Origin of the sequence: Rheinheimera sp. (genome assembly GCF_965283995.1) — a bacterium.
GTDB lineage: Bacteria > Pseudomonadota > Gammaproteobacteria > Enterobacterales > Alteromonadaceae > Pararheinheimera.
This window is the reverse complement of record NZ_CBDIQG010000001.1, coordinates 1,234,305-1,253,043: the sequence shown is the minus strand read 5'-3', so window position 1 is coordinate 1,253,043 and position 18,739 is coordinate 1,234,305. Positions and strand designations below refer to the sequence as shown.

Here is an 18,739-nt window from a genome sequence, read left to right as displayed (position 1 = left end):
TGTTGCTCTGCAAATGCCATGCTCTGCTTATTTTGTTCATAAGGAGAGACACCTTGTCTAATCAATTTATCGTCGCCAAATTTGGCGGTACCTCAGTGGCAGATTTCGCTGCAATGTCGCGTTGTGCGGATATCGTGCTTGCTGATCCGGCGATTCGTTTAGTTGTGGTCAGCGCCAGCTCTGGTGTTACCAACCTGTTAGTTGGCATCACCAAAGAAGACATCATTGAAGGGCGTTTTGCCCATTATACTGGCATCGAGCGCATTACCTATGCCGTGCTGGAAAAGCTGCAGCAACAAGCTGCGGTAGGCGCAGCCATAGAACAGCTGCTACTAGAACTCAAAACGCTGATTGGCCGCACTGTGGCTTTTACCGACAGCGAAAAAGATCTGGTGCAATCCTTTGGTGAGCGGTTAAGTTCGGTGTTGTTTGCGCAAGTGTTGGCCGAACGTGGTGCTGCCGTCAGCAGTTTTGATGTGCGCCAGGTCCTGCGTACAGATTCGCGTTTTGGTAAAGGTGAGCCACAAATCGCGCAAATCGCGGCGCTCAGCGCGCAATATCTGACGCCGCTGCTGCAATCCCAAATTATTGTCACACAAGGCTTTATTGGCGCTGACAGCAGCAATCAAACGACGACCTTAGGTCGCGGTGGTTCCGATTACAGCGCTGCTATCCTTGGTGAAGCTATCGGTGCCAAAGTGGTACAGATTTGGACAGACGTCGTGGGCATTTTCACCACAGACCCACGCCTGACACCGGATGCGCGCTGTATTCCTGAAATAAGTTTCGACGAGGCTGCGGAAATGGCGACTTTTGGTGCCAAAGTATTACACCCGGCCACGTTAATCCCGGCGATGCGGCAGAATATTCCGGTGTTTGTCGGCTCGAGCCGTGAACCGGAAGCAGGCGGCACCTGGATCTCAAAACAGGTGGATGCACGTCCGTCTTATCGCGCTATTGCACTGCGCAAAAATCAAACGCTGATCACAGTGAAAAGCCCGGCGATGTTACATGCCGCGGGTTTCTTAACCCGTGTGTTCGCCATTTTAAGCCAACACCAGATCTCGGTGGATCTAGTCACCACCTCTGAAATCAGCGTGGCTTTGACCTTAGACGATGCACCGGGCAGTGCCTTTGGTACGGCGATTGAACCGGCATTGGCCGCTTTACGGGAATTCTCTGAAGTGACAGTCGAACAGGGGCTAAGCCTCGTGGCGGTGATTGGGAATCACCTGCATAGCACGCGTGGCATCACAGGGTCTCTGTTCCAGGCCCTCGAACAAATCAATATGCGGCTGATTTGTCATGGTGCCAGCCGGCATAACCTTTGTTTCCTGGTGCAGGATAATGAAGCGCCGGGAGTCGTCAAAGAGCTGCATCAAGCTTTGTTTCAGGCAGTCTGAGTCGTCAGTCGTCAAAAAGCCAGCGTGAACGCTGGCTTTTGTTTAATTGCAAGGTTCGAAACTAAACCCTGCGAGCATTTCGCTGAAATCTAATCAGGGTTTATGCAGTCTTATACAAACAACTGTTTGATTTCGTTAAATGACGCTACGAACTCAGGTGAGCGGTAGAATTCATTTGATGGGATTAAACCCAACTCAACATAAGGTGTCAGCAGATCAGCAATTTCGCCTTCTGCATGATAACGGCCTTGTTTGATCGCAGCGATGCGGATGAAATCGACATATGATGGGTGTTTCGGCTGATAATCCGGGTGATCCCAGTGTTCAGCAACTTCAATCAGTTCGTCCGGGAAACCCCAGGACCGCAGAATGGTGGAACCGATAGGGCCTGCGATAGAAGCAGTCGCCTGTTTCAAAAACTCTTCGTTGCCAAACACATCCAGCTGTTTTTCCGCTTCAGTTAAAACCGGCAGGGCGCCAATGTTATGCACCAGACCCGCCAGCGTCATCGTATCGAAATTGACGGCCGTGTATTTGTAATTTGAGTTGTATTGCTGCATGGCGGCCAATGCAAAAGCGGTCAGTTCAAGCGTCTCAGACCAGACTTTGTCCATGTACTTTTTGATCATCGGGCTTTTGGAGACAAACAACTGCTCCATTGCCATTGCAGTGACGACGTTTTTATGTACCTTAAACCGATACGCGTGGTCGCTTGCTGCAGCGTATTGACGTGCACACCGCGGCCGACAAAAGCGCTGTTGGCGATTTTCATAATACGGGCAGACAGTGCCGGGTCATGTGAAATCATTTCGGCCATTTTGGCCAGGTTGACGTTTGGGTCTTCCGCCAGTTTGCGGATCTTTAATGCAATTTCCGGCAAGCTGGGTAAAACCAGCGTATCGGTGCGGACTTTTTCAATCAGGATAGTTAATAAGGCGTTTTGAACTGGCATAAATAAGAACCTTGTCTCTAATGTACACAGAAGATGTGAGTCACGATTAAGTTGATTATTGTCTAACTCAGAGCGCTTTCACAGCCGGAAACAGAAAAAAATTAAAAAATAAAATGCGATAGTGTGATTAAAAACAACTTCTAGATCATCTGCTTAGTCAGGTAACCGCCGAGAAGTCGAGTCCAACAAAAATTAAAACTTTTCTAATAAAGCCCGTTGATACTGATTCGCATCAAGTGTCAGGCCGCTGCCGCGGATTTTGTGTTCCAGTTGAATTAATTCGAGCTCTAACTCTTGTAAATTCAAGATATTATCATCCAATTGCCACAATTGTTTGGAGCCCTGCAGGTTATAAAGCATAACCAACATTGCATCCGGGTCCTGCAGTTCAACTGCTTTCTTTAACACCGTCAGTTTGCGGTTGATCAGATTAAGTTCTTGTTTCAAATCCCAAACATAAGCGACTTCATAGAAATAACGGGTTCGTTTAAGGCGGTGCAGACACCATGCAGCAATAGCGCCGCCAACACATACGCCTAATAAGTTCAGATAAAAGTTCTGACCTTGCGCAGCGCCAAACCAATACACCAGAGCTGCAGAAATCCCCACTCCCAGAGCAGAGAACACGGCAACGGCGGACACAATGACGACATTGAGATGACTGCGGTAAGTATTTTTATCGATATCAACCAGTTGCATTAGCGTTGCGGTTCCCTGTTCATTTGAAGCCTGCCCATTCTGTCAGGCCTTCCTGTTGGTATAACTGGCGCCAGCTGGGTCTTGCACGAACCAAATCGGCTAACCGCTGTAGCGCTGGCCAAGCCAATGCGGTAGTCGGCATATTTCTCGACCAGCGCATATACATGGTGAGCAGTAGGTCGGCGGCACTGAACTCGTCACCGAGCAAATAAGGACCATGGCCGCTTAAATGATCATCAAGTTGTTGCCAAATGCCGGCAATGTTCTGTTGCAGCTGCTGTTTTAATGCCGCCGGATGTTCGTCGTAGCCTAAATCCGGCGGATAAAACCATAAGCGAAATTGTGGCGCAAGGTTATTGGTCAGGAAGGCAATCTGCTGTAAAAACAAGGCGCGGGCTTTAGTACCGGGCAGCGGCGTCAATGCTTGATGCTTTTCTGTCAGATACAACAAAATAGCAGCAGATTCGCACATGCTCAGCTCTGCATCAGCCAACACCGGAACCCGGCCCAATGGGTTTAACCGCAAAAACTCAGCAGATTTTTGTTGACCGGTAGCAAAATCGACTAACACCAGCTCAAATGGCTGCTTTAGCTCAATTAACAGTTGATGGATGACCATACTGGCAGTGCCAGGTGAATAAAACAGTTTATACACGGTCGTTGCTTCCTATGCAGCCAATGGTTCTATTCTTGCCTAAGCGAATCTCAATGTAAAGCCAGTGATAGAATTTTAAATGGCTAATTCTAAGTGTTTGAATATAAATAACAATGTGACGAAACTAAGCTGATTTGTTAATTTCGAATAATTTGTCACGTATTTTCCAGAATCGACCGTCTTTTTGCGCAATCACCACGGCGGGCGGGATCAGGCGGTGCAGCAGCGCTTCCAGTTGTAACACCGTATTGGCTTGAAACGGCAAATGGCGGTCCACGATAAAAGGCGGTAACACGACTTTACACAGACGCTGGATCTGGCTGCGGCTGTGCAGGCTAAAAAACTCCTGCAGTTGCTGGCCTTCGGCATCGAGGTAACGCAAGCGTAGCCGGGCTTTGCCCTGGGCATCTGTTTCGGTTTGCGCTTCAAGCAGGGTCGGATACAGGATCAGTGCATCTTTGAGTTTTAATGCGTCCTGCAACTTTTTATCCGGGTCGACCAACACAAAACCACAACCGCGGCACAGTCGCGCAGCAATGTCGTGTTCAGTGCCACATTCCGGGCAAAACCGTGCTTTAAACCGAAACCCACAGGGCACCGGTTGTTGCGATGTGTCCAGCCGCATGCCCTGACACTGACGACCATAATGTTCTAATACCAGTCCATCCGGATTTTGTTTGCCCCAGAATTGATTCGGGTATTGGCACAGCGGGCAGGGCACTGTCACCTGTACGGACGTTTTATCCGGCGGCGGCGGGCCCGGATCGTTGCTGAATAAATCATAAAGATTGCCGGCATAATCCAACACCAGACAATCGGTTTTCCCCGGGGATAACCGCAAGCCACGTCCGACGATTTGCTGGTACAAACTCAGCGATTCAGTCGGCCGCAAAATCGCAATCAGGTCGACATGCGGCGCATCAAATCCGGTGGTCAGCACTGCGACATTCACCAGATATTTCAGCTGCTGCTGTTTAAATTGATCCAGCAGTGCAGCGCGTTCTGATGAAGGCGTTGCAGACAGAATTAATGCGCTTTCTGCCGGCGGCAATAACGCCAGAATTTCGCGGGCATGCTGGCTGGTGGCGGCAAAGATCATCACGCCTTGACGCGTGGTGGCATATTGCTGCACTTGCTGAATAATTTGCGGTGTGACTCTTTTGTAGTGATTAATGACCTGATTGAGCTCGGCTTCACGGAAATGGCCGTTGCTGGCAGGTTTGAGGCCAGAGAAATCGTAACTGAGTACTGCACAATCCAGGCGCTGTGGCGGCGTCAGATATTGTCGCTGCAACAACAGCCGGATCGACAATTCGAAAATACACCAGCGAAAAAAGCAGTCGCTGTCACCGCGTACTGCGCCCTGATAATGAAACTGGTAGATAAAGCCCTGACCGAGCCGGTAAGGCGTGGCGGTCAGCCCCAGCACTTTCAGGCCAGGGTTTTGTTGCTGTAAGTGGCTGATCACACTGCGATAGCTGCTGTCTTCTGCCAGCGGCACCCGATGACATTCGTCGATGATTAATAAGCTGAACTGCGCGCTGAAATCAGCCAGATTCCGCGCTACCGATTGCACCGAGGCAAAAATGACTTGTTGTGAGGTTTGTTTCAGGCCAAGCCCGGCGGCGTAGATCCCGCCATCCAGGCCATAACTTTGGTATTTTTGCTGATTTTGGCTGACCAACTCTTTGACGTGCGTCAGCACCAATACCCGGCCGCGCGCCAGCCGGGCCAGCTCGGCGATCACCAGACTTTTACCGGCGCCGGTCGGTAACACCAGTACGGCTGGATCGGACAGGCGCCGAAAGTATTGGATCACGGCCGTCACTGCTTGTTGCTGATAGTCCCGCAGCGCAAAACGGGACTGGGTGGCGGCTGCTGGTAACGACATCAGACCTCAGTTCAGGCCTTTGTGGCTGAACGCGATGGCTTTGTCGGCGACAAAACCTGCTTTGACACTTTTGCTGTCATCGCCCCAGACACAGCTGCGCGTGCCGATCACTTCTTCACAGCTAGTGGCATCACCGATAATCGCTGTGACTTCCTGATAACTCATGCCGACTTTAAGCTGATTGTAGTTTTCCATCGACAATTTGCTGCAACCGGCTAACAGCAAAACACCGGCTAAAATCACTAACTTTTTCAAGGGCTAACTCCTTCGCCAGCTAAGGGCGTGGCAGGTGGGGTGAAACGTCGGATCTGTAATATCAGGCCAAAGCGTGGATGGTCAAGATAATGAATTTCACCGAGCAATAAACGCACGTTGTCTTTGACATAAAATGTCTGCAACTTGTCACCCGCGGCACCAGGCACCAGCTGACGCAGGTTAAATTCAGTGTCAGCAAACAACATCCGCTCATTATACGGCTGGATCAGTCCGTCCAATTGCCAGACTTGTTCCGGCAAGCCAACCACGGTTTTGCTCGCGGTATCTTGCTGTAATTGTTGCTGTTGTTGTAATTGCTGATAGGTCTGGTCAATCGCGCTTTGCAGATCTGCCTGATTCGCGGGCAGTGCCGTGGTCAGATTTTTTGCCAAGCCCTGATAATCAAACTGCGGGCTGAAACGCTGGCCGGCGAAAAAGCGCAGGCTCTGACTGCGGCGTTTTACCCCAAGCGGCTGGCGCCAGGCGGTATGTAACAACAGCTTATGGCCAGCGCGATGACTGAGTTGCCAGGCCAGATCTTTCAGTAAAAAAGTCGATTCATCGGTCAGATAAGGGCTGTTTTGATGGGCCAGTGGCAATGGCGCGGCAAGGGCCGGGATCACCGGTAACACTTGCGGGCCGGCGACGAACTGGTCGCTGTTATCCGCCAATAACTGCGGCGCCGTGATGCCTTCTTGCACGCGTGGTGTGTGTTGACAGGCCAAAGGCCACTGCAGCAATGGCTCGGGCGGGAAAGCATGTTTGAACTGCTGCAGGCTCTGTTCGGCCAGTTGGATTTCATCAAACCACGGCTGCACGACAAAGGTACCAAACTGTAATTCTGCATCAAGCGTTAGTTGCTGAGCTGGCTGGCAAGGAGGCAGCGCACTATTCAGCGCCCGAATATCAGGTTGATACAGCGGTTTCAGTAAATCCAGACTGCGGTGCACGGCTATCGGCGTGACGCTGTCGTTGAATTTTTCCAGCGTGCTGTTCAGGCTGCCGCGCTCAAAGGCGATCAGTTCAATTTCAAACCAGGGATCGTCAGTGCTTTGCGCTTGTGCTGCAGCGATGCTGCAAAGACAAACCGCTGTGATCATTCGGCGTAATATTAATCTGTTCATGGTCCACTTCATTGGCTGTTGGCCTGAAAATCGGCCAGCATAGTTTTTAACAAGGCCAGCCGCTCACTGCTGCCGGGGCTTTCAATATTGAAGCGCAGTTTTTGGCCGCCTTCGAGTTTATAAATGCGCGATTGGGTCTGGATCAGCCGGATGATATAGGCCGGGGCCACTTTTGTCCGTTCCGCGAACTCAACCAGACCGCCTTTGGTGTTCATCTCAATGCGCCGGATCCCTAAGTGCTGTGCCACCTGCCGCGCCTGGGTCAGCGCGACCAGATGTTTAGCGGCATCTGGTAATAAGCCAAACCGGTCAATCAGCTCCACCTGAATTTCATCCAGTTCCTGCGCATCTTTACTGCTGGCGAGACGTTTGTAAAACGACAGCCGTAAGCTGACATCGGGAATAAATTTCTCCGGCAGCAGCGCCGGAATTTTCAGGTCCAGCTCGGTTTGCTGGCTCAGCATCATATCAAGGCTCGGCTCGCGGCCGTCTTTCAGTGCTTGCACCGCTTCTTCCAGCATTTCCATATACAACGTAAAGCCGACCGACTCGATTTGACCGCTCTGATCATCGCCGAGCAATTCACCGGCACCGCGGATCTCTAAATCGTGACTGGCCAGCGCAAAGCCGGCACCTAAATCTTCCAGACTCGAGATAGCGTCCAGCCGCTTTTGCGCATCGACCGTTAAGCGTTTTGGCGGCGGCGTCAGCAAATAGGCATAGGCCTGATGGTGCGAGCGGCCAACGCGGCCCCGTAGCTGGTGTAGCTGGGCCAGACCGAAGTTGTCGGCGCGGTTGATGATAATAGTATTGGCGGTCGGTACGTCGATACCGGTTTCGATAATGGTCGAACACAACAGCAGGTTAAAGCGCTGATGGTAAAAATCCGCCATGACCCGTTCCAGCTCACGCTCCGGCATCTGACCGTGCGCGATGCCCACTATGGCTTCCGGTACCAGCGTTTGTAATTCGGCGGCGGTTTTTTCGATACTGGCAACGTCGTTGTGCAGGAAATACACCTGACCACCACGCAAAATTTCGCGCAGCACGGCTTCACGGACCAGGCCGGTTTCGTATTCCCGGACAAAGGTTTTGACCGCGAGCCGGCGCGCCGGCGGTGTTGCGATAATGGATAAATCCCGCATACCGGACAGCGACATATTCAGGGTGCGCGGAATGGGCGTGGCAGTTAAGGTCAGGATGTCGATATTGGCTCTGAGCGCTTTGATTTTCTCTTTTTGCCGCACGCCAAACCGGTGCTCCTCGTCGACAATCAGCAGCCCGAGGTCACGGAACTTGATGTCGTCCTGCAGCAGTTTATGCGTGCCGATCAGGATATCGACTTTGCCGGCCTCGGCATCGGCCAGAATGGCTTTTTGCTCTTTCGCGCTGATAAACCGCGACAACACTTCCACCCGTACCGGCCAGTTGGCAAACCGGTCACGGAAGTTTTCAAAATGCTGCTGTGCCAGCAAGGTGGTTGGCACCAGAATGGCCACCTGATGACCATCATCGACTGCGACAAAGGCCGCACGCATCGCCACTTCAGTTTTACCAAAACCAACATCACCACAGACCAGCCGATCCATCGCGCGCGGCGTTTGCATATCGCTCAGCACCGCATTAATCGCATCAAGCTGATCGGCAGTTTCCTCAAACGGAAAACCGTCGGCAAAACGCTGATAGGATTCGGCATTAATTTTGAAACCATAACCTTTTTGACTGGCGCGTAAGGCATAGACATCCAATAGCTCTGCGGCGACGTCGCGCACTTTTTCTGCAGCTTTGCGCCGCGCTTTGTCCCAGGCGTCATGGCCAAGCTTATGCAGCGGCGCATGTTCAGGTTCAGTGCCGGAATAACGGCTCAGTAGATGCAGGGCCGACACCGGCACATACAACTTACTGCCGCCGGCGTATTCGATGGCGACAAACTCGGCGACGATGCCGGCCGCTTCCAACACTTGCAGTCCGAGATAACGGCCAACGCCATGTTGCAGATGTACAATCGGCTGGCCAATCGACAATTCCGCCAGGCTGCGAATAATGGTTTCGCTGGAGATCTGCTGACTATGTTTACGTCGCCGGCGCTGGCTGACTTTCTGGCCAAATAACTCGTTTTCACTGATAAGCGCCAGTGGTGATGGCAGATTAAGCTGCACACCTTGTTCCAGCGCGCCGACGGCAATGGCGACATCGACATCGGCGTTGAGCACGCTATCGACATCGCTGTACTGATTGAGCCGGATGCCACTTTTATGCAGTAATTGCAGCAAACTTTCGCGACGGCCTTCCGACTCCACCAGAAAGATCACGCGGCCTTGCTGCTGTTTAATCACCGTCAGATATTGTCGCAGTGCGGTTAACGGCTCCGCCAGCTGATGGTTAACGGTCAAGTCGGGCAGGGGCAGCGACGGAGCATTTTGCACGCCGGCTTTGGCCGGCAATTCAGCGCGAGATAAGCGAATACGGCTGTATTTTTTCTGCAGGCCAAATAATTCATCAACGGTGAAATACAACTCTTGCGGCGGCAAAATAGGCCGCAATAAATCAATGGCACGATCCTGATAGCGGTTCTGTACGTCCTGCCAGAAGCGCTGGGCACTGGCTTCGAGCTCGCCTAATGCCAATAACCGGGTTGCGGCCGGCAAATAGGAAAACAATGAACCGGTACTTTCGGCAAACAGTGGCAGATAATATTCAATACCGGCCGGCAAAGCGCCGCTGCTGACTTGCTGGTACAACGATTCTTTTTCGTTGCGCTGCTGAAAACGTTCGCGGTAACGACTGCGAAACCGTTCAATCGCTGTTTTATCCAAAGGAAATTCGTGCGCCGGCAACAACTCTATTTGGTTGACCTGCGCCACAGTGCGCTGATTATCCGGGTCAAATGTACGCAGGCCGTCGATTTCATCGTCAAAAAAATCAATCCGGTACGGCAGTGGGCTGCCCATTGGGTACAAATCTAATAAGGACCCGCGCACCGAAAACTCACCGTGCTGCATCACCTGCTCAACCGCGCGATAACCGGCTTGCACCAGTTGCTGTCGCAAACTGCTGAGGTCGAGCCGCTGGCCTTTTTTCAGCAACAGGCTTTGTTGCTGCAGATGCTCAGGCGCACTTAAGCGCAACATTAAAGTGCTAACCGGCACCAGCACCAGGCCATGTGTTACCGCCGGCAGCTGATATAAGGTGCGCAGCCGCTGCGAAATAATATCCTGATGCGGCGAGAACTGGTCATAAGGCAGCGTTTCCCAATCTGGAAAACTATATAACGGTACGCTATCGCCGAGAAAGACCGCCAGTTCCTGCTCTAACCGCAGTGCTGTTGGGGTATCCGGCACTATCAACAAATATAACGCCGGTTGAGTTCGCACCAGTTCACTGAGTGCCAGCGGCAGCGCGGCGCCAGCTAAATTGCCCCAGCCTAGCTGGTCGGTGTCATGTTTGATCTGCGGCAGTGTCAACAAAGCCATTAATGCGTGATCCCTTGTGCAAAAGTCTGAAGAACGCCACGGGGCAGCTGCATGCTGACACAATGCAAACTGCCGCGCTGGCGGATAAGCGGCAGGCAAGGAATGCCGATGATGTCATAGCCGGCAAAGGCCTGAGCAATGACGGCAAGTGCGCGGGCATCGGCCTCGTCTGCATATTGCGGTACGAGTACTGCGCCATTGATGATCAGAAAATTGGCGTAACTGGCCGGAAGTCGTTCGCCGTCAGGGTTGAACTTCGCTGTTGGCCAGGGCAGGGCAAGTAGTGGATAAAGCTGGCCTTGCGCATCGCAACATTGCGCGAGTTGCTGCGCCATCGCCTGTAAATCGGCAAAATGTGTGTCATTTATGTCATCACAGCCCTGATACACTATGGCGCCGCCAGGCGTAAACCGAGCTAGTATATCAATATGACCGTCGGTGTCATCGCCCGCTAACGCACCGTGTTCCAACCAGAGAATTTGCTGCAAGCCAAATAATTCGCTCAGGCGCGCCGTCAGTTCTTGTTGACTCATGCTGGGGTTGCGGTTCGGGTGCAGCAGACAGCGTTTGGTCACCAGTAAAGTGCCGCGGCCGTCAGTATCAATGGCACCGCCTTCAAGCACCAGATCCAGCCGTTCAATCCTTCTGACTGCGATAAATGCTGCACCAAACAAACGGTCATTGATTTGATTGTCGAGTGCCGAGTCGTATTTATCGCCCCAACCGGTAAAGAAAAAGTTCAGCCAGACAGGCTGGCCGGTATTGTCCAGCACCGTAATGGGGCCATGGTCGCGCGCCCAGCTGTCGTTATTGGGGATTAACGCGAAATAAAGCGGATATAATTGCGGTAAGCTGGCAAACATTGTTTTCAAGCGGTCACGAAGCATCACGTCATGGCAAAGCACGACCAGTGCCTGATAACGCAGGATAGTGCCTGCGAGCTGAAAAAATACCGTTTCGACAGCGTCGAGCTCATCGGCCCAATCGGTTGCGGCGTGTGGCCATGTTAGCAGCACCGCATCCTGTGGCATCCATTCCGGTGGTAAACGATACCCTGACAACACTATTACGATCCTTGGCTCATGCGCTGTTCAGCTTTACGTTTTAACTGGCGTGATTGCTGGTGCAGACTGGCTCGAACGATCAGTTCGCGGTCCTGATCACGTAATCTGGTATAAGTAGAGCGGATGCGGAATTTGTCACCGACTGGTTCTACGCCAATGACTCGGACCAGGGTGAATACTGCGCCATCGTTATGTTCGAGGAACATTTTGACTTCCAGCAGCTGACCTAAGGCAAAAGCCGTTTCATGGTCAAAACACAGCGCCGAGCCGCCATAACTGTGGCTAAAACAGCGATGTTGCGGATCGTCCTGCATAAGCAGGATATAACGCATCATGCTGTCAATTTTGCGCGCCTGAATGCGCAAATAAACAGCGAGCTCTTCCGCCAAATCACCAAGCCGGTTCAGCGACTTTAACGCCGACTGTTCCAGCATCACCTGTTCACCGGCCATTAAAAAAGGCTCCGGGATCAATCGTTCAAAGCCGTGTTCGTCTGGTTCGTCGTCGCTGAAGGGTTTTACGTTGATGCGGATGTCGTGTTCGATGATGAAATAATCGTTGTACTGGTCTTTCAACAGGTTCAGTTGTGATGGTTCCATGCTGCACCGCGCTTGTAAGCGCCCCCGTTTATCTCTATGATTCCGCTACTTTATCACTTTGCATGGCTGAAGTCCTGAGAAAAGGATGCAAGTTCCGGTTTCGATATTCATAGGGTTACGTTACAGCCAGAGCCGTAAAGGTAATGCCTTCCTGTCTTTTATTACCTTGTTTTCAGTGGCCGGGATTTTTCTCGGTGTACTGGCATTGACTGTGGTCAGTTCGGTGATGAATGGTTTTGAAGGTGAACTGAAAAAGCGCATTCTGGGTGTGATCCCGCATTTGATTGTCCACAGTAGTGACGCGACATTGCCTGAACGGTTGCAACAACAGTTTCCGGCTATCGCGCAAATCAGTCCGTTTTTGCAAAGCGAAGCGCTGGTTCAATCCAGTAAAGACTTAACTGGCGCCATGCTGCAAGGGGTGGATGTCAGTGCTTTGCCACAATTTTTGCAGCAATCGCTGCAGCAGGGCGATTGGCAGGATTTTGCTGCCAGCCGCTATCAGGTGGTGCTGGGCAGTGCGCTTGCAGACAAACTGCGGGTGCAACTGGGCCAGCAAATCCGGCTTATTCTGCCCACGGGCGGCAGCTACACACCACTCGGCTGGATGCCAAGGCAGCGCAATTTTACCGTAGCTGGCATTTTTGATACCGGCTCCGAAGTAGATAAAGTTGTGGTGTTACTGCGCTTGCAAGACTTACAGAAACTCACCGGCAACAAAGACACCGCCTGGCGTATCGGCTTAGACGATGCCTTTTTAGCACCACAGCTACAAAGTGACATCAGCCAGCTCGATGGCGTCAGTCAGGTCACCGACTGGCGGCAAAGCCATGGCAAACTGTTTTCAGCGGTAGCGATGGAAAAAGCCATGATGTGGCTGATGTTATTGCTGATTGTGGCGGTGGCTGCGTTTAATATTGTCTCGGCACTGGTGATGATGGTGACGGAAAAACAACGTGAAGTCGCCATTTTAAAAACTCAGGGCATGACCAATCGCCAGCTGTTTTATGTGTTTGCCGCACAGGGTATGAGTCATGGCATCACTGGCGCCGTCACCGGCGCTGTGGCGGGTGTGGTGCTGACATTGAGCTTAAATGATTTGCTGGCGCTGCTCGGTTTACATTTGGTGCCGGGCATGGCATTACCCGTCATATTGCAATGGACAGATGTGCTGCTGATTATGTTGTCTGCCGTATTACTGACCGCTTTGGCGGTGATTTATCCAGCCTGGCGCGCGGTCCAGGTAGAGCCGGCAGCAGTGCTGCGCGACGAATAATAGAAAACAGGCAAAATCATGATGTTACGCTGTGAAAATATCTGTAAAAGCTACCGCGATGGCGCACATGTCACGCCGGTGCTGCATCATATCAATTTGCAGGTGCCGGCCGGCCAGATGGTGGCGATCGTCGGCAGTTCCGGTTCGGGCAAAAGTACCTTATTGCATATACTCGGCACGCTGGACCAGGCCGACAGTGGCGAACTCATCCTCGCCGGTCAAAAAATTTCTGCCTTAAACCCGACGCAAAAATCGCAGCTGCGCAATCAGCAGCTGGGGTTTATCTATCAGTTTCATCATTTGCTGATGGATTTTACTGCTGAAGAAAACGTCGCGATGCCGTTGTTGATCCGCGGTGTGTCGCAAGCCGATGCGCTGAAAAAAGCCCGGACTATGTTAGAGCGGGTTGGGCTTGGGCATCGTCTGACGCACAGACCCTCTGAACTCAGTGGTGGTGAACGCCAGCGCGTAGCCATTGCCCGCGCTGTGGTGGGTGAACCTTCGCTGATCCTAGCCGATGAACCGACCGGTAACCTGGACCATCAAACCGCCGAGAGCATTTATCAGCTGATGCGTGAATTAAACCGCGATTTGGGTACCAGCTTTATCGTCGTGACGCATGATCCGGATCTCGCTGCCAAGCTCGACCGTCAACTGTATATGCGCGATGGCAAGTTAGGAGAGCTGCATGGCTAGCCTGTCGTGGCAGCTGGCGCAGCGTTACCGCCACACCCGGTCCAGCAGCGCTTTTATCCGCTTTATAGCGGCATCCTCCACTTGGGGCATCGGTTTAGGTGTGGCCATTTTGATCCTGGCATTGTCCGTGATGAATGGCTTTGAGCAGGCGCTCGAACAAAAACTGTTAAACGTGATCCCGCATGTAGAATTGCAGGCGGTCGACAAACCTATTGCTAACTGGCCGGCGAAGTTACAACAACTGAGCATGCAGCCTGGTGTGGTCGCCGCCGCGCCTTACATTCGTACCGACGGTTTATTGCGGGCGCAGGGCAAAGTCAAAGCCATTGCGGTGCGCGGCATCGACTTGGCTTATGAAAGTGGCATTAGCCAACTTGACCAGTTTGTTCAAAGTGGTGCATTAACCGAACCTACTGCGCAGCAAGTCATTTTGGGCCAGGGCGTGGCGCAGGAGCTTGGCGTCAAAGTTGGTGATCAAGTCCAGCTGATGTTGCCGGAGCTGACCGAACAAGGTGATTTGGCCGGGCAGAAAAACGTCATGCTGGAGGTCATTGCCGTGGTCGGTATCGGCGGTCAGCTCGACTATCAGCAGATCTGGGTGCAACTGGATGCTTTAAATGACTGGCTGAAAATGCCACCCGCGACCGTGCAGGGATTTGCTTTTAAAATTCAGGATATTTTTCAGGCTGGTAATGTGGCGCGGGAGCTGGGTAATCAGGCGACCGACTATGTCTATATGCTGGATTGGTTCCGCACCCAGGGCCACTTGTATCAGGATATCCAGATGGTGCGCAGTATTTTGTATCTGGTACTGGCGCTGGTGATTAGCGTGGCCTGTTTTAACATTGTCGCGACGCTGGTGATGGCGGTGCGGGAAAAAGAAGCTGATATCGCGATTATGCTGACGATGGGTACGGCGCCCGGCGTATTGGTGAAGGCTTTTGTCTGGCTTGGCTGGTTAAACGGCATCAAAGGCACGCTGTGGGGCGCGGCGGTGGGGCTGTTGCTGGCCTGGCAAATCGAGAACTTGTTTGGTCTGGTTTCCGGCCTGTTGGGCCGTAGTCTGTTAGATCCGACTATTTATTTTATCGATACGCTGCCGTCGCAGATTCAGTGGCCGGATGTGGTGTTAACAGTGACGGTCGCATTGCTGCTGAGCTTGCTGGCAACCATTTACCCGGCGCGACGTGCCGCCAAAGTAGAACCCGCCCAGGTACTGGGGCAGTACTAATCCGACCTTATCAGATGTTGTGGCGTGCGCGCCGTTCAAGCTGCTGTGCGGCGCGACGGCGTTTTAAGCGGTAGCGCCAAATCCACGCCGACAATGGCCAGCTCAGCAGCGCGCTGACCATCCCCAGTACCACCGAACCCAGCAACAACGGCAATCCTACCTGCTGCAGCGAACTGGCAAACCATTGCCAGCTGGCTTCAAATACAAAAGGTTGCGCGCTTTGCTGAAGTAACACCACACCAGCCTGATAACCCGCTACAACTAACAGCGGTAACGTCAGCGGATTATTCAGCCAGACCAGACCCAGCGTCAGCGGCAAATGCGCTTGAAACCGGACAGCCAAAGCGCCAGCCAGCAGCATTTGAATCGGCAATGGCAACCAGGCGCAAAATAAGCCAATCATACAAGCGCGTTGCAGCGAGCGCCGGCGCAGTCGCCATAATGCAGCGGCATGCAGCCCTGGCCCAAATTTTTGTAACCAGGCTTGTTGTTGCAGGCTTTGTGCGTCCGGCAGTTGCCAGAAACGCCGGGGGGAGGTTGGCATCAGTCAGCTTTTTTGTGACGTTCAGCACGTTTACGCCAATTCCGGCGCACCGCAATGATCCAGCACCAATCAATTAAAAACCAGGCGGCTGTTGAAACAAATGCAGCAAAAATAATACTGCCGACCAAAAAGGGTTTGCCAACCGAATCGATGCTGGCTATCAGCCATTCAAAAGTGGCATGAAATTCGACATTCAACGGGGGCATGCCTAATACCCAGGTGCCAATGTTGTAGCAAATGTAAAAAATTGGTGCCATGGTAAAAGGGTTAGTCAGCCAGCACAAAGCGACCGCAATCGGGATATTACAGCGGAAAATAATAGCGAGCGCAGCGGCAAGTACCGTCTGGCCTGGCATTGGCATCAAGGCTGCGAATAAGCCGGCAGCAAAAGCCCCACGCGCTGAGCGGCGGTGCAGATGCCATAAGTTGCCATCATGCAGAAATTTACCGAAGATCTGCATCGATTTATGATTTCTGATCAGATCTGGATCTGGCAGGTATTTTTTAATAAAGTTCTTAGCCATTACAACTCATTAACCAAATTGAAACATGGAACGTTTTAGCTTTGGTGTGCTGGCCGCGGCAATGTTGGCGTTGTGGCTGGAGCAATTACCGCCGGTGATCCCGCTGGCCATTTTATTCTGTGCAGCACTTTTGTGCTGGCGGCACACGGCATTGTATTGCGGTGCGCTCGCTTACCTGCTGAGTTTGTCCCTGCAATTTGCCTGGCAAATGCAATCGGTACAGCAGATTGTGGCCGAGCATAGCACAGAAGTTTGCGGACAAGTGGTCAGTCTGCCACGCCAATTTGTCGAAAGTAGCCGTTTTATCTTGCAGTTGAGTGACGATTGCGCAGAAAAGCAGCAAATTGGCGCTGGCGGCAGGCTGGAACTACGTTGGTACGCTGAGGCCGGTCAGGTGTTACCGGTGATCAAAGCCGGTCAGCAGTGGCGTTTACCGGTGCGGATCAAACCGGTGCGGGGACTCGCCAATCCTGGCAGTCCATGGCGAGAGGCCAATGCGCTGGTCGATGGGATTTTGGCGGTGGCGACGGTATCGTCCGCAACCGGCGCTCAGTTGCTGCAAGACACTCCGTCGGTTCGCCAGCAACTGGCCGAACAGTTTGCCGGCTGTTGTCAGCAGTATGCCGCTTACCCGTTGTGGCTGGCATTGACGATTGGCGAGCGGCCGTTTTCGGCGGAATTGTGGCAAGGCGTGCAACACGCGGGGCTGGCGCATTTATTGTCGATTTCGGGCATGCACATCGCGTTGTTATTTGCTTTATGTTTAATGTTCAAACCGCTGCTGGCACAGCTCGGCTTGCGGGAGCCGTGGCGCAGTCTGTGCTTATGGAGCCTGGCACTCGCTGCGGCCTGGTTTTATGCCGCCTTGGCTGGGTTTGCCGTGCCGACGCTGCGGGCGGTGCTGACATTGTCGGTGGTGGTGTTGCTGCGCTTGTTGTGGCACCGCGCGTCAATCTGGCAATTTAGCTGGCTGGTCAGTGCCTGCTTGTTATTGCTGTGGCCGTTTTTACTGCTCAGTTTCAGCTTCTGGCTGTCAGCGACGGCACTTGCCGTACTGGCATTGCTGGAGTGGCAGCACCCGCAACAACCCGGCGCTCGTGCACTGTTGTGGCGTTTTGTGTTGTTCCAGTGTGGCTTCAGCCTGTTGTTGCTACCAGTAGGGTTACTGCTGTTTCAGGGCATCGCGCCTTTTGCGCTCTGGGTCAATCTGCTGGTACTGCCACTGATGACCTTGCTTGGCATTCCGCTGTTGTTGCTGTTATTTGGCATCATGTGTCTTGGCTTAGGTGTGGCGCCCTGGTGCTGGCAGCTGCTCGATGCGCTGTATTGGCCTCTGTTGTGGCTGTTAGACCGGGCCGGTCAGGCGGATGGTTGGTGGAGCGTACCTGCGCTGCCGTGGCAATGTTCATTGCTGCTCTTGCCGGCACTGTTATTGTTGTGGTGTTGCCGCGGGCGTTGGCAACTGGCGGCAGCGGCGCTCTTCCTGCCAGTTTTCTTGCCAATTGTCTTGCCGATAATGGTGCCGGTGCAATTGTCCCAGGCTTCGCAGAATGGATCCGAAACCACGCTGTTGTTGCATCTGCTGGATGTGGGTCAGGGCAGTGCTGCGGTGCTGCAACAAGGTGATGCGGCACTGGTGATTGATTTGGGGCCGGCGTATGGCCCGGTCAGCGCCACCCGGCAGGTGCTGTTGCCGTTTTTGCGTTATCAGGGCATCCGCCAGCTCGATTATGTACTGATAAGCCATGATGACAGTGACCATAGCGGTGACTGGCCAACCTTGCGGGCGCGTTATCCAACGGCGCAGCTGGTCAGTGATATTCGCCGGCTGGCGCCGCGTTTTCATTGCACTGACCTGCCAAAGCAATGGCGTGGCGTGCGCTTGCAGGCGATCCGCGCCGGCAGTTACCGGCCGGAGCCGGCCAATGAAGATTCTTGTGCGCTGTTGCTGGACACGGGTCATCACCGCGTATTACTGCCTGGCGATATCGGCGCGCGTGAGGACGCACTCGCAGCCAGCACCGGCCCAGTCGATGTACTGGTGCTCGGCCATCACGGCAGTAAAACAGCCAGTAGTCTGAGGTTTTTGCAGGCATTACAACCGAAGCTGGCGTTGGTCAGCAGTGGTTATCAGAATCAGTTTGGTCACCCGGCACCAGAAACTCGTGCACGCTTAGGTCTATTGCAAATTCCGTTATTGAATACCGCCGACAGCGGCTATATCCGGCTCGATTTGAGTGACACCACAGTGCGTTATCAACTGTTTCGGCCGCGGCGTTTCGCGCGCTGGCTGGAAAATTCCGTCACTGATGCTGAAACTGTTGTCGCAAACGAGTAGAATAGACGGGTTTTG

Annotated in this window: 15 protein-coding genes and 1 pseudogene; 5 read left to right on the top strand and 11 right to left on the bottom strand. The window is 52.9% G+C overall.

The window, feature by feature from the left end; genetic code table 11:
* Window positions 1-53: 53 nt before the first annotated feature.
* Window positions 54-1,403: a lysine-sensitive aspartokinase 3 gene (lysC, locus tag ACQ66Q_RS05695; RefSeq protein ID WP_430455901.1), complete on the top strand. Its 1,350-nt coding sequence runs from the start codon at window positions 54-56 to the stop codon at window positions 1,401-1,403.
* Between the two features lie 110 nt (window positions 1,404-1,513).
* On the opposite strand, the pseudogene ACQ66Q_RS05690 reads toward lysC, so the two are convergent.
* The 9 genes and pseudogenes from ACQ66Q_RS05690 to ACQ66Q_RS05650 form a co-directional block, all read right to left on the bottom strand.
* Window positions 1,514-2,355: pseudogene (locus ACQ66Q_RS05690) on the bottom strand (HDOD domain-containing protein).
* 192 nt (window positions 2,356-2,547) lie between these two features.
* Window positions 2,548-3,054: a DUF3087 family protein gene (locus ACQ66Q_RS05685; RefSeq protein ID WP_430455900.1), complete on the bottom strand. Its 507-nt coding sequence runs from the start codon at window positions 3,052-3,054 to the stop codon at window positions 2,548-2,550.
* A gap of 19 nt (window positions 3,055-3,073) precedes the next feature.
* Window positions 3,074-3,709, bottom strand: a complete 636-nt coding sequence (locus ACQ66Q_RS05680; protein ID WP_430455899.1) for a glutathione S-transferase family protein — start codon at window positions 3,707-3,709, stop codon at window positions 3,074-3,076.
* A gap of 124 nt (window positions 3,710-3,833) precedes the next feature.
* Window positions 3,834-5,600, bottom strand: a complete 1,767-nt coding sequence (locus ACQ66Q_RS05675) for a DEAD/DEAH box helicase family protein (RefSeq protein WP_430455898.1) — start codon at window positions 5,598-5,600, stop codon at window positions 3,834-3,836.
* A 6-nt stretch (window positions 5,601-5,606) separates the two neighbouring features.
* On the bottom strand, window positions 5,607-5,855 hold the full coding sequence (locus ACQ66Q_RS05670; RefSeq protein WP_430455897.1) for a DUF3862 domain-containing protein: 249 nt from the start codon (window positions 5,853-5,855) through the stop codon (window positions 5,607-5,609).
* On the bottom strand, window positions 5,852-6,979 hold the full coding sequence (locus ACQ66Q_RS05665; protein WP_430455896.1) for a CsiV family protein: 1,128 nt from the start codon (window positions 6,977-6,979) through the stop codon (window positions 5,852-5,854). The genes ACQ66Q_RS05670 and ACQ66Q_RS05665 overlap by 4 nt, the downstream gene beginning before the upstream one ends.
* An 8-nt stretch (window positions 6,980-6,987) precedes the next feature.
* Window positions 6,988-10,452 (bottom strand): transcription-repair coupling factor, encoded by a 3,465-nt coding sequence (mfd, locus tag ACQ66Q_RS05660; protein WP_430455895.1) that lies wholly within the window; start codon window positions 10,450-10,452, stop codon window positions 6,988-6,990.
* Window positions 10,452-11,516 carry an agmatine deiminase family protein gene (locus tag ACQ66Q_RS05655; RefSeq protein ID WP_430455894.1) on the bottom strand — a complete coding sequence of 355 codons (1,065 nt, stop codon included), beginning with the start codon at window positions 11,514-11,516 and terminating at the stop codon, window positions 10,452-10,454. Before ACQ66Q_RS05655 ends, mfd begins: the two co-directional genes overlap by 1 nt.
* Window positions 11,517-11,518: 2 nt before the next feature.
* The gene (locus ACQ66Q_RS05650) at window positions 11,519-12,115 is read right to left on the bottom strand and encodes a PilZ domain-containing protein (RefSeq protein ID WP_430455893.1); all 597 of its coding nucleotides are present in this window, start codon (window positions 12,113-12,115) and stop codon (window positions 11,519-11,521) included.
* An 85-nt stretch (window positions 12,116-12,200) separates the two neighbouring features.
* Between ACQ66Q_RS05650 and ACQ66Q_RS05645 the strand changes: the two genes are divergently transcribed.
* The 3 genes from ACQ66Q_RS05645 to ACQ66Q_RS05635 are packed head-to-tail and all read left to right on the top strand — an operon-like array spanning window position 12,201 to window position 15,318.
* Window positions 12,201-13,391, top strand: coding sequence for a lipoprotein-releasing ABC transporter permease subunit (locus ACQ66Q_RS05645; protein WP_430455892.1), 1,191 nt, complete (start codon window positions 12,201-12,203; stop codon window positions 13,389-13,391).
* Between the two features lie 18 nt (window positions 13,392-13,409).
* Window positions 13,410-14,087 carry a lipoprotein-releasing ABC transporter ATP-binding protein LolD gene (gene lolD, locus ACQ66Q_RS05640; protein ID WP_430455891.1) on the top strand — a complete coding sequence of 226 codons (678 nt, stop codon included), beginning with the start codon at window positions 13,410-13,412 and terminating at the stop codon, window positions 14,085-14,087.
* A complete protein-coding gene (locus ACQ66Q_RS05635) occupies window positions 14,080-15,318 on the top strand; it encodes a lipoprotein-releasing ABC transporter permease subunit (RefSeq protein ID WP_430455890.1) in 1,239 nt (412 codons plus the stop codon). Before lolD ends, ACQ66Q_RS05635 begins: the two co-directional genes overlap by 8 nt.
* 10 nt (window positions 15,319-15,328) lie before the next feature.
* On the opposite strand, the gene ACQ66Q_RS05630 is transcribed toward ACQ66Q_RS05635, so the two are convergent.
* Window positions 15,329-15,862, bottom strand: coding sequence for a DUF2062 domain-containing protein (locus tag ACQ66Q_RS05630; RefSeq protein WP_430455889.1), 534 nt, complete (start codon window positions 15,860-15,862; stop codon window positions 15,329-15,331).
* Window positions 15,862-16,386: a DUF2062 domain-containing protein gene (locus ACQ66Q_RS05625; protein WP_430455888.1), complete on the bottom strand. Its 525-nt coding sequence runs from the start codon at window positions 16,384-16,386 to the stop codon at window positions 15,862-15,864. Before ACQ66Q_RS05625 ends, ACQ66Q_RS05630 begins: the two co-directional genes overlap by 1 nt.
* A 25-nt stretch (window positions 16,387-16,411) precedes the next feature.
* Here ACQ66Q_RS05625 and ACQ66Q_RS05620 point away from each other — a divergent pair, with 25 nt between their 5' ends.
* A complete protein-coding gene (locus ACQ66Q_RS05620; RefSeq protein WP_430455887.1) occupies window positions 16,412-18,724 on the top strand; it encodes a DNA internalization-related competence protein ComEC/Rec2 in 2,313 nt (770 codons plus the stop codon).
* The last annotated feature ends 15 nt before the right edge of the window (window positions 18,725-18,739 follow it).

Excerpts from the sequence above, each read along its gene's own strand:
- ACQ66Q_RS05685 (WP_430455900.1), bottom strand. The coding sequence starts at position 3,054 with ATGCAACTGGTTGATATCGATAAAAATACTTACCGCAGTCATCTCAAT.
- ACQ66Q_RS05675 (WP_430455898.1), bottom strand. The coding sequence starts at position 5,600 with ATGTCGTTACCAGCAGCCGCCACCCAGTCCCGTTTTGCGCTGCGGGAC.
- ACQ66Q_RS05665 (WP_430455896.1), bottom strand. The coding sequence starts at position 6,979 with ATGAACAGATTAATATTACGCCGAATGATCACAGCGGTTTGTCTTTGC.
- mfd (WP_430455895.1), bottom strand. The coding sequence starts at position 10,452 with ATGGCTTTGTTGACACTGCCGCAGATCAAACATGACACCGACCAGCTA.
- ACQ66Q_RS05650 (WP_430455893.1), bottom strand. The coding sequence starts at position 12,115 with ATGGAACCATCACAACTGAACCTGTTGAAAGACCAGTACAACGATTAT.
- ACQ66Q_RS05645 (WP_430455892.1), top strand. The coding sequence starts at position 12,201 with ATGCAAGTTCCGGTTTCGATATTCATAGGGTTACGTTACAGCCAGAGC.
- lolD (WP_430455891.1), top strand. The coding sequence starts at position 13,410 with ATGATGTTACGCTGTGAAAATATCTGTAAAAGCTACCGCGATGGCGCA.
- ACQ66Q_RS05635 (WP_430455890.1), top strand. The coding sequence starts at position 14,080 with ATGGCTAGCCTGTCGTGGCAGCTGGCGCAGCGTTACCGCCACACCCGG.
- ACQ66Q_RS05630 (WP_430455889.1), bottom strand. The coding sequence starts at position 15,862 with ATGCCAACCTCCCCCCGGCGTTTCTGGCAACTGCCGGACGCACAAAGC.
- ACQ66Q_RS05625 (WP_430455888.1), bottom strand. The coding sequence starts at position 16,386 with ATGGCTAAGAACTTTATTAAAAAATACCTGCCAGATCCAGATCTGATC.
- ACQ66Q_RS05620 (WP_430455887.1), top strand. The coding sequence starts at position 16,412 with ATGGAACGTTTTAGCTTTGGTGTGCTGGCCGCGGCAATGTTGGCGTTG.